17 protein-coding genes are annotated in these 14,136 nt (G+C 74.2%); 6 read left to right on the top strand and 11 right to left on the bottom strand.

The features are described 5' to 3' along the window. Positions 1-8: 8 nt before the first annotated feature. The 5 genes from ACOTKD_RS27975 to ACOTKD_RS27955 all read right to left on the bottom strand — a co-directional run bounded on the left by ACOTKD_RS27975 (position 9) and on the right by ACOTKD_RS27955 (position 4,525). Positions 9-1,058 (bottom strand): glycoside hydrolase family 6 protein, encoded by a 1,050-nt coding sequence (locus tag ACOTKD_RS27975; protein ID WP_424891750.1) that lies wholly within the window; start codon positions 1,056-1,058, stop codon positions 9-11. A 151-nt stretch (positions 1,059-1,209) separates the two neighbouring features. Further along, on the bottom strand, positions 1,210-1,959 hold the full coding sequence (locus ACOTKD_RS27970) for a class F sortase (RefSeq protein ID WP_424891749.1): 750 nt from the start codon (positions 1,957-1,959) through the stop codon (positions 1,210-1,212). A 19-nt stretch (positions 1,960-1,978) separates the two neighbouring features. Beyond that, positions 1,979-2,632, bottom strand: coding sequence for a hypothetical protein (locus ACOTKD_RS27965; RefSeq protein WP_424891748.1), 654 nt, complete (start codon positions 2,630-2,632; stop codon positions 1,979-1,981). 186 nt (positions 2,633-2,818) lie between these two features. After that, positions 2,819-3,598: an HAD-IIA family hydrolase gene (locus tag ACOTKD_RS27960; RefSeq protein WP_424891747.1), complete on the bottom strand. Its 780-nt coding sequence runs from the start codon at positions 3,596-3,598 to the stop codon at positions 2,819-2,821. 129 nt (positions 3,599-3,727) lie between these two features. Continuing rightward, positions 3,728-4,525 (bottom strand): hypothetical protein, encoded by a 798-nt coding sequence (locus ACOTKD_RS27955; RefSeq protein ID WP_424891746.1) that lies wholly within the window; start codon positions 4,523-4,525, stop codon positions 3,728-3,730. Between the two features lie 203 nt (positions 4,526-4,728). Here ACOTKD_RS27955 and ACOTKD_RS27950 point away from each other — a divergent pair, with 203 nt between their 5' ends. After that, positions 4,729-4,941 (top strand): DUF5988 family protein, encoded by a 213-nt coding sequence (locus ACOTKD_RS27950; RefSeq protein ID WP_424891745.1) that lies wholly within the window; start codon positions 4,729-4,731, stop codon positions 4,939-4,941. A gap of 2 nt (positions 4,942-4,943) precedes the next feature. Further along, positions 4,944-5,384: a hypothetical protein gene (locus tag ACOTKD_RS27945; RefSeq protein ID WP_424891744.1), complete on the top strand. Its 441-nt coding sequence runs from the start codon at positions 4,944-4,946 to the stop codon at positions 5,382-5,384. Here the strand turns inward: ACOTKD_RS27945 and ACOTKD_RS27940 are convergent. Beyond that, the gene (locus tag ACOTKD_RS27940; RefSeq protein ID WP_424891743.1) at positions 5,350-6,483 is read right to left on the bottom strand and encodes an ROK family protein; all 1,134 of its coding nucleotides are present in this window, start codon (positions 6,481-6,483) and stop codon (positions 5,350-5,352) included. The two genes, ACOTKD_RS27945 and ACOTKD_RS27940, sit on opposite strands and share 35 nt — an antisense overlap. 86 nt (positions 6,484-6,569) lie before the next feature. Here ACOTKD_RS27940 and ACOTKD_RS27935 point away from each other — a divergent pair, with 86 nt between their 5' ends. From ACOTKD_RS27935 to ACOTKD_RS27925, 3 genes are all read left to right on the top strand, one after another. After that, positions 6,570-7,688, top strand: coding sequence for a Gfo/Idh/MocA family oxidoreductase (locus ACOTKD_RS27935; RefSeq protein ID WP_424891915.1), 1,119 nt, complete (start codon positions 6,570-6,572; stop codon positions 7,686-7,688). Then, a complete protein-coding gene (locus ACOTKD_RS27930) occupies positions 7,685-8,149 on the top strand; it encodes a heme-degrading domain-containing protein (protein WP_424891742.1) in 465 nt (154 codons plus the stop codon). The genes ACOTKD_RS27935 and ACOTKD_RS27930 overlap by 4 nt, the downstream gene beginning before the upstream one ends. Positions 8,150-8,242: 93 nt before the next feature. Beyond that, complete coding sequence (locus tag ACOTKD_RS27925; RefSeq protein WP_424891741.1) at positions 8,243-8,857, top strand: hypothetical protein; 615 nt, start codon at positions 8,243-8,245, stop codon at positions 8,855-8,857. 104 nt (positions 8,858-8,961) lie between these two features. Here the strand turns inward: ACOTKD_RS27925 and ACOTKD_RS27920 are convergent, their stop codons facing one another. The 3 genes from ACOTKD_RS27920 to ACOTKD_RS27910 form a co-directional block, all read right to left on the bottom strand. Further along, positions 8,962-10,125 carry an AAA family ATPase gene (locus tag ACOTKD_RS27920; RefSeq protein ID WP_424891740.1) on the bottom strand — a complete coding sequence of 388 codons (1,164 nt, stop codon included), beginning with the start codon at positions 10,123-10,125 and terminating at the stop codon, positions 8,962-8,964. 144 nt (positions 10,126-10,269) lie between these two features. Then, positions 10,270-11,781, bottom strand: a complete 1,512-nt coding sequence (locus ACOTKD_RS27915; protein ID WP_424891739.1) for a serine hydrolase domain-containing protein — start codon at positions 11,779-11,781, stop codon at positions 10,270-10,272. Positions 11,782-11,917: 136 nt separating this feature from the next. Then, a complete protein-coding gene (locus ACOTKD_RS27910; protein WP_424891914.1) occupies positions 11,918-12,646 on the bottom strand; it encodes a hypothetical protein in 729 nt (242 codons plus the stop codon). A 105-nt stretch (positions 12,647-12,751) separates the two neighbouring features. On the opposite strand from ACOTKD_RS27910, the gene ACOTKD_RS27905 reads away from it, so the two are divergent. Next, positions 12,752-13,387, top strand: a complete 636-nt coding sequence (locus tag ACOTKD_RS27905) for a TetR/AcrR family transcriptional regulator (RefSeq protein WP_424891738.1) — start codon at positions 12,752-12,754, stop codon at positions 13,385-13,387. Here the strand turns inward: ACOTKD_RS27905 and ACOTKD_RS27900 are convergent, their stop codons facing one another. Both ACOTKD_RS27900 and ACOTKD_RS27895 read right to left on the bottom strand, forming a co-directional pair. After that, positions 13,388-13,819: a hypothetical protein gene (locus tag ACOTKD_RS27900; RefSeq protein WP_424891737.1), complete on the bottom strand. Its 432-nt coding sequence runs from the start codon at positions 13,817-13,819 to the stop codon at positions 13,388-13,390. Between the two features lie 137 nt (positions 13,820-13,956). Continuing rightward, positions 13,957-14,115, bottom strand: coding sequence for a hypothetical protein (locus ACOTKD_RS27895; RefSeq protein ID WP_424891736.1), 159 nt, complete (start codon positions 14,113-14,115; stop codon positions 13,957-13,959). Positions 14,116-14,136 lie beyond the last annotated feature (21 nt).

Here is a 14,136-nt window from a genome sequence, read left to right as displayed (position 1 = left end):
GGGCCGGCTCAGCGGGCGTTCCGCGCCAGGTCCAGCGCGTAGGTCTCCCACCACTTGCCGGCGCCCGGGCCGCCCTTGCACGTGCCGTCGGACTCACCAGGGCGCTTGACCCACAGGTACGCGTCGACCTTGGAGTCGCCGGTGCGGGTGGTGGGCGGGGCGCCGAGGGCGCGGCCCGAAGGGTTGCACCACGCCTTCTCGTGGCTGGGGGCGTTCAGCGGGCCGTTGCCGTTGCGGCTCGTGTCGATGACGAAGTGCTTGCCGCCCAGCAGGCCGGACAGCCGGTGCCCGTAGTCCTTGTTGGCCTTGGTCGTCTGGAAGTTGGAGACGTTCAGCGCGAAGCCGTCGGCCTGGTCGATGCCGGCCCGGCGCAGCGGATCGGCCATCCGGTCGGGCGGATTGACCCAGCTGGGGTTGCCCGCGTCGAGGTAGACCTTGGTGTGCGGGAGGGCCTTGAGGCGGCCCACGGCCTCCTTGAGGAGCGCGAACCGCTCCTCGTGGTACTGCTGGGGAGTGCATCCGTCGGAGACGTGGGGCACGGCGTCGGGCTCCAGGATCACCGTCGCGCCGCGGTTGCCGATGCCCCGGACGGCGCCGTCCAGCCAGCCGCGGTAGGCGTTGCCGTCGGAGGCGCCGCCCTGCGAGTACTGGCCGCAGTCGCGGTGGGGGATGTTGTAGAGCACGAGGACGGCGATGCGGTCGGCCTTGGCGGCGGCCTCGGTGAAGCCCCGGGTCTGCCCCTCGGGGTCGTCGGGGCCGATCCACTCGGCGACGGGCTGTGCCGCGATCTTGCTGAGGAGCTGGGCCTGGCTGCTCCGGCCGCCCTTGCGGAGCTCGGAGGCGCGCTTGGCCGCGGTGGACTCGGGGTTGACCCAGAAGGGCACCCGTGCCTTGGGCTGCTGGGCGGGGGCCTGCGGCGGCGGGGCTTCCTTGGGGGATGTCGCGGAGGACGAGGGGGAGGAACAACCGGAGAGCAGCATCAGCGCTCCGACGGCGGCCCCGGCGGTACTCAGAGCCACGCGCGCCCTGCGGGCACGCCCGGTGCGACTGCCGTACATCCATTCCCCCTCGGGTGCATTCCTGTAGGGGTGTCCCCACGCCCCCACGGGACATGACCGGTCCCTGCAATGCTGGCACACCTGAGGGCAGGACCGTGTGTGATCTGTGGATGACGGGGAGTCAATTCGCTCGGCTGGAGCACTCATACGCTCATCTCCGCCCGGATCCGGTCGGCCTGGACGGCTCGTCCGGCCCGCTCGGCCCGGTCGCTCCGGTCGCTCCGGTCAGGTAGGCGGAGACGACGACGTTCGCGCTGTACGAGCGCCGGGCGCGGTCGAAGTCGCCGCCGCAGGTGATCAGGCGCAGCTCCGCGCGTTTTCCGTCGCGCGGCCCGTAGGCCTTGGTGGCGTCGAAGCGTTCCTTCGTGAAGACGGAGACGTCCTCGACGGTGAACTCGGCGGTGGTGCCGTCCGCTCGGCCGACGGCGACGGTGTCGCCGGGCTTGAGGCTGCCGAGGTCGTAGAAGACGGCGGGCGCGTTGTCGGTGTCGACGTGGCCGACGAGGACGGCGGCGCCGGGGGCGCCGGGCTGCGGCCCGCGGCGGTACCAGCCGACGGTGCCGGCGCGGTCGTACGGGGGCGGGTCGACGGCGCCCGCCGGGTTCAGGCCCCTGGCCTCGACGGGGGCGTCCACGCCCAGGGCCTTGACGGTGAGGGAGCGGGGCGGGGCCGGGGGGAGGGGCGGGCGGGCCGGGGGCAGCGGGTCGGCGAGCGGGCGGCCGGCCGCGGCGACGTCCCCGGCGGTGGGGGTGACGGAGGGCCCGTGCCCTTCGGTGATCTCGCGTCCCCACAGCCACAGGCCGACCAGCAGGGCGACCCACACCACGCCCGTCAGGAGCCGGCCGCGGCCGCCGGTGCGGGAGTGCGGTCCGGGTGAGGGGGGTGGGTCGGGCTCGGACATGGTCTGGAGTCGCTTTCCCTCACTGCTGCCCGGAGGACTGCTGGGCCGCCTCGGTCCGGCGCCGGTGCCAGATCAGGCCGGTGGCGATGAGCGCCGTGACGCCCGCCAGGACGAGGCCGGGGGTGCCGGGGGCGTTCTCGGCCGCGGTGCCGCCACCGCCCGCGGGGACGGGTGCCACGGGGTCCGGCGGCTCGTGCGGCGCCCGGGGCGGCTGGGGGTGGACGGCGGGCCTGCTGTCCATCGCGCGCTCGCGGTCGTGCCGCGGCGACGAGGAGGGCGGCGGCGCCTGCTCGTTGCCGTGCGTGGACGGCAGGGGCTTGCCGTGCGGGACGACGGTCAGCTTGCCCTCGGCCACCGCGTCCTCGCCGTCGCACGCGACCCGTACGGGATAGACGCCGGGGTCCACGGACGAACGGACGGCCGCCGCGGCGAACAGGCCGGCCGAGTCCCTGGTGAGCCGGGCGTCGGCCACGAACGCCTCGGAGGCGGCGGTGGCCCTGTCGCCCGCGCAGCCGGCGACGCGGAGCTGCACCTGGCCGCCGGGGTGGGCGCTGACGGGGGTGAGTTCGATCGTTCCGGACATGGTGGCGGGCTCGTCGTCGGCGTGCGCGAGGGGCGCGCAGACGGCGACGGCCGCGAGAGCACCGCACAGGGCGAGACGGACAGAGACCATGGTGAACCTCCTGACAGTCAGAGATTCACCTGCCGCTCCCGGCGGGCGCATCCGCTCCGTGGGCGGGTTGCTCCGTTCGGTGCCGGACGGGGCCCGTTCAGATCAGGGCCCGCACCGGGCGGCCGGGCGGTGCGGCCGGGCCGGGCGGCCGGACCCGGCGATCCGGTCCCGCGATCCGACCCGGCGTCAGACGAGGTCGACCAGGTCCGCGATCGAGTCGGCGACGCGGGAGGGCCGGAAGGGGTGGCGGTCGATGTCCTCGGGCCGGGTCAGCCCGGTCAGGACGAGGAAGGTCTGCATGCCCGCCTCCAGGCCGGCGAGGATGTCGGTGTCCATCCGGTCGCCGATCATGGCGCTGCCCTCGGAGTGGGCGCCGATGGCGTTGAGACCGGCCCGCATCATCAGGGGGTTGGGCTTGCCGACGAAGTACGGCTCGCGGCCGGTCGCCTTGGTGATCAGGGCGGCCACGGAGCCGGTGGCGGGCAGGGCGCCCTCCGCGGACGGGCCGGTCTCGTCGGGGTTGGTCGCGATGAAGCGCGCACCGGCGTTGATGAGCCGGATCGCCTTGGTGAGCGCCTCGAAGGAGTAGGTCCGGGTCTCGCCCAGAACCACGTAGTCGGGCTCGGCGTCGGTGAGGACGTAGCCGATGTCGTGCAGGGCGGTGGTCAGGCCCGCCTCGCCGATGACGTACGCGGTGCCGCCGGGCCGCTGGTCGTCCAGGAACTGGGCGGTGGCCAGCGCGGACGTCCAGATGTTCGCCACCGGCACGTCAAGGCCGATGCGGGCGAGGCGGGCGTGCAGGTCGCGCGGGGTGTAGATGGAGTTGTTGGTCAGGACGAGGAAGGGCTTGCCGGATTCTCTGAGCCGCTTGATGAAGGCGTCGGCACCGGGGACGGGAATGCCCTCGTGCATCAGGACACCGTCCATGTCGGTCAGCCAGGACTCGATCGGCTTGCGCTCTGCCATACGGGGACTCCTGCCGTACGCGCCCGCTTGACGGGGCTCGGGGACGCCGGGTCGCACCTCTTCGTGCCACGGCCTGCCCCTCCAGCGTAAACAGGTCACGGTGGAGTCCTTGACCGCCTGTGGACAACCTCAGCGGCCCGAGCGCCGGGCGCCCACGATCAGGGACGCCCCCGCGAGGAGCAGCGCGCCGGCCGCCGCCGCGATGGCGAGGAGGGGGCGCTGGGATCCCGTGTCGGCCAGCAGGGGCTGTTCGCCGTCGTCGGCGCCGCGTTTGCCGGGGGCGCCCGCGCGGTCCGGGGTCCTGCCGATGCCGAACGCGTAGTCGTTGGACTCCCCCACCCACTCGCCGTCGTCGCCGCGCCGCTGCACGGCGGTGATGTTGGCGGTCACGGGCCCTTCCGGGGCGCCCTTGGCGAAGGCCAGGCGGACGCGCACGGGCACGCTGCCGTGCGCGGGGACGGAGAATCCGCCGAACCCGGGGGCGGCCGCGGCGCGTGCGGCGCGGTCCGCGCGGCCGGCGGCCGGGGCCGTGCCGTCGAAGACGCCGACGTTCTCGGCCTCGTCGGTCCGCTCGAAGCGGACGGGGCGCCAGCGGGCGGCCCCGGCGTCGTAGAAGTCGAGGCGGATGTCGCCCGGCCGCAGCGCGCGGCCGCGGTCGGCGAGGACCGCGACGGGGTGCACGGCGCGGCACTCGGCGGCGGAGTCGTTGCGCAGTTCCAGCCGCCAGGTGCGGGGGGCGGCGCCGCGCTCGTACGTCTCGGGGCCGCCGCTCAGCTTCGCGGCGATGGGGAAGTCGGGGGTGCCGGGGGCGGCGCAGCGGGGGCGGACGGGCTCCGGGCCTGCCGCCTGGTGCGCGGGGGCGGGGGCCGCCGTCGAGAAGATCGCGAGCGCGGTGGCGCCGAGGACGAGCGCACGGGGCTTGGGCATCGCGGGACCTTTGCGGTGGGGGGCGGTGGGGTCCGGTTGCTGCCTCGAACCTCCCACCGCCCGCCCGCGGGTCCCGGCCCGGCGCGGTCGCGTACCCCCGACCAGCCGTCACATACCGCCCGATGAGCCTATTTTCGTGTCATCCGAGTGGAGCCGGTGCGCCTGGCCGTGCCGGCCGGGCGCCGCTCGGTCAGGATCGGGGCATGGCCACTGCTGATGCTGAGAAGTGCTTCCTCCAGGGCGGGCCGGAGGGCCTCCCGGAGCACGTCGTCGCGGCCCCGGCGCCGGGCGAGGAAGTGAAGGTGCCCTTCCGGGGCGGTTACGAACATTTCCGGGCCACCTCACGGCAGTGGGACACGCCCGGGGGCCGGCTGCCGGTCTACGAGTGGTCGGGCCGCACGGAGGTGGCGGAGTAGCGGTGACGGAGGAGCGCGGCGGGCGCGGGGTGCAGGCCCCGCGGAGCGGGGACGACGCCGAGACGTACCGGAGGAACCCTCTCAAGGGCCTCGCGGGCCTGCCCCTGATCGGGAACCTGCTGGAGCCCTTCCTGGGGCACTACCCCGGCAAGGACCTGCCCGCGGTCTTCTCGGCGCCGCACTTCCGCGGGCGGTGGGAGGAGCTCGGCCCCGGCACGTACGACCGCGGCGGGCCCGTGCGGTCGGTGCTGGTGCCCTCGCGGCGCGGCCGGCCGGGCGAGGGGCCGCAGCCGCGGTGGGTGGTCACGCTGTACACCGGGCCGGGCGGGACGGGGACGAGCATGCGGTTCGAGGAGGGCGACGACGCCTCGGAGCTGGCGGAGTCGTTCGCCGCGCGGGTCGCGTCGGTCAGGGTCGAGAGGTTCCTGGGGACGGGTGCGTGAGGCCGGCCCGGCTTTCCCGGCCGAACAGCGACGCCAGGACGAGCTCCGCGGCCCCTTCGACGACGGTGCGGTCCCCGGCCGGGGTGACGGCCACGGGGACACCACCGCCCGTGTCTTCGAGCACGTCCCGCACGCCGCCCGCGTAGGCGGCCGCGTCCCGCAGGAGCGTGCCGCCGCCGAGCAGCACGAGGTCGATGTCCAGGAGGCGTACGAGGTTGGCGGCGCCGGTGCCGAGCAGGCGGGCCGCCTCCGCGACGTCGCCGCGGGCGACGGCGTCCAGGCACAGGACCTCGATGCAGCCGCGGTTGCCGCAGGGGCACGGCGGGCCGTCCAGCCGGAGCACCTGGTGGCCGAACTCCCCCGCGCCGGTCCGCGCGCCCCGGTGCACCGCGCCGCCCAGCACGAGGCCGGCGCCCAGGCCCGTGCCGAGGTGGAGGTACGCGAAGGAGCCGACCGGGCCGGCGCAGCCGCGGAGCACGAGGCCGAGGGCGGCGGCGTTGGTGTCCTTGTCGACGACGACGGGCAGGCCGAGCCGCCCGGCGAGGGCGTCGCGCAGCGGGAAGCCGTCCCACTGGGGGAAGCCGGTGACGCGGTGCAGGACGCCGGTGCGGTGGTCGAGGGGCCCGGGGAGGGCGACGCCCGCGCCGAGGAGGGCGCCGCCCGCCGCGGCGCGCACCTGCGCGACCTGTGCCGTCACCGCGTCCAGGACCGTCTCCGCGCCCGCCCCGAGGTCGAGGGGGGACGTGCGGGTCGCGGCCTCGGCGCCGGAGAGGTCGACGAGCGTGACCGTCAGGGCGTCGCGGTCGAGGTGCACGCCGACGGCGTGCGCGGCGTCCGCAACGAGGCGCAGGACGGTGGGCGGCTTGCCGCCCGTCGACGCCCGGCGGCCCGCCTCGGCGGCCAGGCCGGCGGCCCTCAGCCGCGCGGTGATCTTGCTGACGGCCTGCGGGGTGAGCCCGGTGCGGCCGGCCAGCTCGGCCCGGCTCGCGCCCTCCGGCCCGGCGTCGCGCAGCAGGCCGAGGACGAGGGCGGTGTTGTGGTCGCGGAGGGCGGCGAGGTTGGCGCCGGGGGTGCGGGTGGCGGGCGACGTGCGGTTCACCGGTCCATTGTCGCTGCCGCTTGCGGTTTCGCAACAGCGTTGCCAAAGTGGAGGGCATGGACGGCATGAACGAGGACACGGACGGCATGAACAGTGACGGCGGGGCCGGCGGGACCGCCCGGCACGACGGCTTCCGGGTGGGCCTGATCGGCTACGGGCTGGCGGGCTCCGTCTTCCACGCCCCGCTCATCGCCGCCACGGACGGCCTCGTCCTGGACACCGTCGTCACCGGCGACCCGGACCGGCAGCAGCAGGCCGCGGCCGAGCACCCCGGGGTGCGGACGGTCGCCGGCAGCGACGCGCTCTTCGAGCGCGCCGGAGAGCTCGACCTGATCGTCATCGCCTCCCCCAACCGGACCCACGTGCCGCTGGCCTACGCCGCCCTCGAAGCGGGCGTCCCCGTCGTCGTCGACAAGCCGCTCGCCGCGACGGCCGCCGAGGCGGAGGCGCTGGCCGGCCTCGCGGAGGAGCGCGGCCTGCTGCTGAGCCCCTTCCAAAACCGCCGCTGGGACAACGACTTCCGCACCGTGCAGCGGCTCCTGGCCGACGGCGCGCTCGGCAGCGTCCTGCGCTTCGAGTCCCGCTTCGAGCGGTGGCGCCCGCAGCCGAAGGGCGGCTGGCGCGAGTCCGGCGACCCGGCGGAGATCGGCGGCCTCCTCTACGACCTGGGCAGCCACGTCGTGGACCAGGCCCTCGCGCTCTTCGGCCCCGCCGCGGCCGTCTACGCCGAGGCGGACGTGCGCCGCCCGGGCGCGGAGGCCGACGACGACACGTTCATCGCCGTGACGCACGAGAACGGCGTCCGCTCCCACCTGTGGGTCAGCGCCACCACCGCCCAGCTCGGCCCCCGCTTCCGGGTGCTGGGCAGCGCGGCGGGCTACGTGAAGTACGGCCTGGACCCGCAGGAGGCCGCCCTCCGCGAGGGCCTGCGCCCCGGCGCCGACCGGTCCGGCTGGGGCGTCGAGCCCGAGTCCCTCTGGGGCCGCCTCGGCGCGGGCGAGTCCCCCCAGACGGGCGGCGGCGACCCCGTGCCCACGCTCCCGGGCGACTACCCCGCCTACTACGCGGCGATCGAGACGTCCCTGCGCACGGGCTCCGAACCGCCGGTGACGGCGCGGGAAGCGGTGGCCGCGCTGCGGGTGCTGGAGGCCGCGAAGGTGTCGGCGGACGAGGGCCGCACGGTGCGGATCGGGGAGCCCCGGTGAGCTCCGAGGTGGCGGCGCTGGAAGAGGCCGAGCGCCGCCTGACCCTGGACCGCTTCGGCAACGACGACGCCTGGCGGCTGGGCAGCCTGCTCGTCGGCCTGGCCCGGGAGCGGGACGCGGCGGTCACGATCGGCATCCGCCGGGGCGCGCAGCGGCTCTTCCACTGCGCGCTCCCCGGCACGTCCGCGGACAACGACGCGTGGATCGCGCGCAAGTGCCGGGTGGTGGAGCGGTACGGGGAGTCGTCGTTCCTGGTCGGGGCCCGCTTCCGCGCCAAGGGCCGCACGTTCGAGGACTCCTCCCGGCTGGACCCGGACCGCTACGCGGCCCACGGCGGCGCCTTCCCGCTGCGGGTGCGGGGCACGGGCGTGGTGGGCGCGGTCGCCGTCTCGGGCCTGCCTCAGGCGGAGGACCACGCGCTGGTGGTGGAGGGCCTGGAGCGGTTCCTGGCGGAGTCCTGAGTGCGCGAGGGCTCGTACCCCCAAGGGTTCCCTCAGGGGGGCGTCGGGGTGATCACCGATGATCCCCGCCGTCCCGCGGAGCAGGCTCGGAGCATGACCCATCATGCGCCGGGACGCCCCGCGCTCACCCCGCTGTCCCGCTTCTGCCTCGTCGCCGGCCCGGCGCTCATCGCCGTCTACGGAATCATCCGGCTGCTGTCCGACTCCGGTGTGCCCGGCCCGGGTTGGACGGCGGGTCACCTGGCCCTCTTCTGCGGCCTGGCCCTCTTCGGACCGGTCTTCCTCGGGCTGCGCCGCCTCGCGCCGGCCGGCTCCCCGGTGCGGCGCCGCGTGGCCGCCGTGAGCACCGTCGTCGCGCTCGCGGGCCTCGCCGCCTCGCTCGCGCAGGCGGCGATCGATCTCGTCGTGGGCTTCCGGGCCGCGGACGGCGCGGAGATGAGCAACCTCTTCGAGCAGGTCCAGTCGCACGCCGCCGTCCACCTCGTCGTCTACTCCGCCGGGCCCCTCCTCTTCTACGCGGGTCTGGTCGCCCTCGTCGGGTCGCTCGTCTCCCGCCGGGGTCCCGTCACCGGCTGGACGCTGGCCGCGATACTGCTCGGCATCGTCGTCATGGGCATAAGCCTCGACCTGATGCCCGCCGGAGGCGTGCTCTTCCTGCAGGCGCTCGCCTTCGTGGGAAGGGCCGACCGCGAGCTCGCCGCCCCGTGACGACTGCACCGGGCCCTGACGGCCGCACCTGCTGCCGGCGGCAGCACCGGCTCCCGGCGGCCCGAATCGCTTCGCGGCGCGGCTCGTAGCGGCGGCGCCGGCGGTCAGCGTTTGGGCCAGTGCCAGAGGGGCTCGTCCAGCATGCTCTCGCGGCCCGCGACCTCCGTCTCCCCCAGGGCGTTCTTGACCAGGGCGACGGAGTTGACGTCGATGCGGTGGCGGCCGGCGCCGCGGCCGAGGGCCTCGGCCAGGCCGGGGGCGTGCGTCACCACCACGATCTGGGTGTCCCGCGCCGCCGTCAGGATCAGGTCGGCCAGCGGGGCGAGCAGGTCCGGGTGCAGGCTGGACTCCGGCTCGTTGAGGACGAGCAGCGCGGGCGGGCGCGGGGTGAGCAGCGCCGCCGTCCACAGCAGATAGCGCAGGGTGCCGTCGGAGAGCTCGGCCGCGCCCAGCGGGCGCAGCAGCCCGCGCTGGTGCAGCTTGAGCTCGAAGCGGCCGCCCTCGCTGACGATCTGCACCTCGCTGCCGGGGAACGCCGCGTCCACGGCTGCGTCCAGCGCCTCCCGGTCGCCGATCTCGCGGATCGTCTGCAGCGCAGCCGCCACGTCGGCGCCGTCGTGGCCGAGGACCGGGGTGCGGGTGCCGGTCTGCGCGCTGCGGGCGGGCGCGTGGGCGTCCGTCCGCACGTGGTCGTAGAACCGCCAGGACCGCATGTGTTCGCGCAGCCGCAGCAGGTCGGGGGCGAGCTGCGGGTCGGCGAGCTCGCTGAGCATGCTGTCGTAGGGGCGGACGGTGTTCACCGAGCTGTGCCACGTGCCCTGCGCGGTGCGGGTGCGGACGGCGGGGCCGGAGCGGTCCGAGAGCAGCGCGGCGGGGCGCAGCACGGGCCCGGCCCAGGTGCACTCCCGCTTGATCTCGGGGTCCTGGTTGAACATGGACGGCTCCCCCCTGCCGCCCGACGTGGGTATCGGGTGCCCGAAGTCGACCGCGTACCCGAACTCGTCCCCCGCGAAGCCGAGCCGCAGGCTCGCCGCCGGGGAGCGGCCCGAGCCCTTCCGCTCCCCGGCCCACAGCGTGGACGCCAGCCCGCCCTCCCGCGCCAGCGCCGCCACCGCACCGCCGCGCGCCGAGTCGGCCAGCAGCCGCAGGGACCGGTAGAGGCTGGACTTCCCGGTGGCGTTGGCCCCGGTGATCACGTTCAGCCGCCCCAGGGGGACGATCAGGCGGCGCAGGGAGCGGTAGTTCTCGACGGCGACGGTGGTGAGCATGGAACCTCTCGGGGCGTAGCGGCGCATAGCGGTACCTAGCGGTGCATCGTTCCCGCCAGTGTGCCAAGAGGCACTGACAACACCGCGTGTCCGCCGTCAGCGCATGTCCGAGTCCGGGGAGGCACCGGCCGGCCGCGTCCGCCGTCAGGCCGTGGACTTCGCCGTGGCGCGTACGCCGAAGTGGACGTAGCGGCTGCCGTCGGCCAGCGCGTAGAAGACCACCGGGATCCAGCCGTCCTTCTCGTTGCGGCGTCCGGCGAAGACCGTTCTCGCCGGGGTGTCCGAGACCGGGGTCAGATTCCAGACGAGGGGGTCGAAGGTGCCCGCCAGGCCGTCGGCGCCCTCGTACGTCAGCTGGAGGACGCCTTCGCCGGAGGGACGGTCGGTGATGGTCATGAGGAAGCCCTCGCGCTTGTACGTGCCGGTGAACGGGGCCGTGTCCACCGCCGGAGGCTCCTCGGGCGGCCCGAACGCCGGCATGGAGATCCCGGCGAGCGCGGCGGTCAGTTCGCGGCAGAGCGTCTCGTAGACCTTGGGCGCGGCGCCGCCGCCGTTGGTCAGGAGGGCGATGGCGAGGCCCTTCCCGGGGATGGCGCGCAGGTAGGCGAGCTGTCCGAACGTGCTGCCGTCGTGGCCGAATCCGCGCGCGCCGTCCCACTCGAACAGGCCCCAGCCCAGGCCCCAGTGAGCTCCGAGGAACCACTCGTCGGGCATCGCGACCTCGCGGTTCAGCATGGCCTCCACGGCGGCGGGCGAGAGCACCCGGGTCCCGTCCGGCGCCGTGCCGCCGTCGATGAACAGCCGGGCGAACCGCACCACGTCGGCGGCGGTCGCGCTGATCCCGCCGTAGGGGCCGGCGGAGCGGGGCAGCATGTTCCACAGCGGGGTGGGGACCGGGTCCTCGCCGGGTTCGCCCATGTGCCCCATCGCCGCACGGAAGCGCAGCACTTCCTCGGGAAGGGTCATCGTGTGACCGAGGCCGAGCGGGGCGAAGAGCAGTTCCTTGAGTGCCTCGTCCCAGGTCTTGCCGGTGATGACCTCGGCGATCCGGCCGAGGACGTTGTAGGCGGTGCCGGAGTACGACATGGTGGCGCCGGGCGGGTTGGTCATGCCGACGTTCCGTGCGGCTTCGACGTAGCGGGCCAGGCAGTCGTCGCCGCGGCCGGTGTCGTTGACGTAGTCGCCCTCGATGCCGCTGGTGTGGTTGAGCAGCTGGCGCGGCGTGATCGTGCGGGACGCCTCCGCGTCGGCGACGGCGAAGTCCGGCAGGACGTCCACGACGGGCGCGTCCAGGTCGAGCTTCCCGGCGTCGGCGAGCAGCACGGCGAGCGCGGCCGTGTAGCCCTTGCTGATCGAGCCGATCTGGAAGACCGAGTCCGTGGTCACCTCGACGCCGGTGCGGGTGTGCAGGATGCCGCTCGCCAGCTCGTGGATCTCCCCGTCGGCGAGCACGGCCAGGACGGCGCCGGGGACGTGGTGGGCGGCCAGGAGCTCGTCGAGCCGGGCCTGCCAGTGGGCGGTGTCGAAGCCGTCCCGGGCGTCCGTGCCCATGGCGCGGCGCACGACCCGGTCCACTTCCCGGTTGGTCCGGTCCACGAACTTCGCCACCTCCTCGTCCACGAGCTTCGACACTTCCCGGTACACGTTCTCGGACATGCGGCCTTCCCCCTTGGTGATGTGCAAGTGATGTGGCGCGGTGACGAATGCGGCGATGAGGTCCGTGACCGGATGACGTCCGTGTCCGGATGAGGTCCGTGACCAGATGAGGTCCGTGACCAGATGAGGTCCGTGACTAGTCGGCCTGCCGCGGCCGCCTGCCGACGAGCCCGGCCAGCGAGGCCATGGTCGTCCGCGGGGGCTGCCGGAGGTCGCGGTCGGGGTGGATCAGGCGGCCGCCCAGGGCCCGGACCAGGAGGCCGAGGACGAAGCCGTACACCGTCACCGTGCCGTGCCCGTTGGACTGGGCGAGCCACATGGCCAGGCCGAGCACGGGCGCGGCGACCGCGAGGAGCACGTCCTTGCGCTCACGGCCGCGCAGCAGGAGAGCGGCGGCCAGGGTCGCGGCGAGGAAGTACGTCGCTCCCGAACTCCCCGCGAAGTTCCGGGGGTCGGTGCCGCCACCGGTCTGCCCGAAGAGCGCGTCGATGTGCTCCGGCAGCAGGATGCCCGCGGCGAACAGGCCCACCATCAGGGGCCCGCCCCAGAACCACTCCGCGAGGGCGGCGATGACGGCGAGGGTGGCGATGTTCCACGCCCCGCCGAGGAACCCGCCGTTCTGCATGAAGACCGAGGTGACCACGCGCCACCAACCCGGCTTGCTCGGGTCGCTGTCGAAGGCGTCCATCGCTCCCGACCAGCAGAGCTGTGTCACGACCCCGGCGAGCGCGACCGCGGTCAGGGCGACCGCGGCCCAGGGGATCCGGCGCCGGCCCACGGTGTCCTGCCCGACGAGGGCCAGGCCTCCGTTGAGCATCAGAACCATCAGTGCCGCAGTGGTCGCGTTGAAGAGCACCGCACCCATCGCCACCAGCCCCCCTCGTACGCCGTTCGCTTGTGCTGGACACGACAGTAATCGAGGAGCGGGCCAGTTTCAAACACCGTTTGAAAATTGGCTAGGGTGATCCCCATGAAGCTGACCGCAGACCGGATCATCGACGCGGGCATGGCCGTCTTCGCCGAGTCCGGCTACCACGGGTTGTCCATGCGACGAGTGGCGGAGCGCCTCGGCGCGCACGCCGGAAGCCTCTACTACCACGTGCCCAGCAAGAGCGCGCTGCTCCAGCTGATGGCCGACCGGGTCGCCCGGCAGGCGTACGACGCGGGCAGCGCCGCACTGGCCGCACTGCCCGAGGGGGCGGACTGGAAGGCCCGGATCGAGGCCCAGGTCGTGACGCTGCGGCGGAGCATCCGGCAGCACACGGGCGGCGCGATCATGTTCGCCGACAGCCCGAAGGTGCTCAGCACCGGAGCGTTGTCGCTGATGGAGCGGCTGCTGCGCACCTTGAGCGACGCCGGCGTGCCCGACGAGCACCTCATCGTCGCCGCCGACACCCTGCTCAGCCACGTCACCGGCTACGTGCTCCAGGAGCAGAGCGAGCCGCCCGCCCTTCCCGTCACCGAAGCGGACGTCGCCGACCTCCCCGCGCACTTTCCCCTGACCCTGGCCGCCGCGGCCGCCTACGACCAGGAGGAGAAGTTCCTCCGGAGCGTACGGATGCTCTGTGCCGGGATCGGGACACTGATCGAGCCGGCCGGCGCCTAGCTAGTAGGCGAGCACCGGGCTCTTCACGAACTCGGCGAACTCGTAGTTCTTCCCGTTGGGAAGGATCTGCAGTTCGGCCCGGTACCGGTGCCCGGCCGTCGGGTTGGGCAGGGTGTAGTGGTAGTCCAGCGGCCGGTCGCAGCGGCGCAGCTCGCGCTCCCACTGCCACCCGGTGGTGTCGTCGAAGGCCACCAGCCGCATGCGGCAGTCGCCACCGGCACCGGGCCAGTCGCTGCGGGCCTCAAAGAGGATGTCGCCGCCGCGGCCGCCGTCGTCTATGAGGGTGACGCAGGCCTGCTTCGTCGCGGGGCCGGTGCAGCCCCCGCCCGTGGCCGCCGCCGCGGTTCCGGCGGTGCCGGCCAGCGCCGCACCCACGATCGACGTGGCGGCCAGAGCCCGGGCCGCGGCACGCGGTAATGCGCGAGAAAACATCGTTCCACCTCATATATCGCGAATATCCGGAAGACCACCGGAATGGAGTGCGCCGAGCATATGAGGGCGGAGAGGTTTCACGCCGTTGATTTTTGACGCGGAGTCAGGGGCCGGACGGCGGCCCCGCTCGGGCGCGCCTAGTCGCCGCCTCCGTCGTCACCACCGCCGCCGTCACCGGAACGTCCACCCCGCCCGCCGGACTTCAGCAGGCCGAGCAGCACGTCGGCGGTCACCGACACCACTCGCATCCAACGGGGTACGTCGACGTCGTCGGTGGGTTCGTCCGGATCGGTCATCACGTTTCGCCTCCGTAGTGC

It is taken from the genome of Streptomyces sp. XH2 (assembly GCF_049725035.1).
Classification (GTDB): domain Bacteria; phylum Actinomycetota; class Actinomycetes; order Streptomycetales; family Streptomycetaceae; genus Streptomyces; species Streptomyces roseoverticillatus.
Note: the sequence above shows the minus strand (reverse complement) of the source record. Positions and strands in the feature narration are given on the sequence as shown.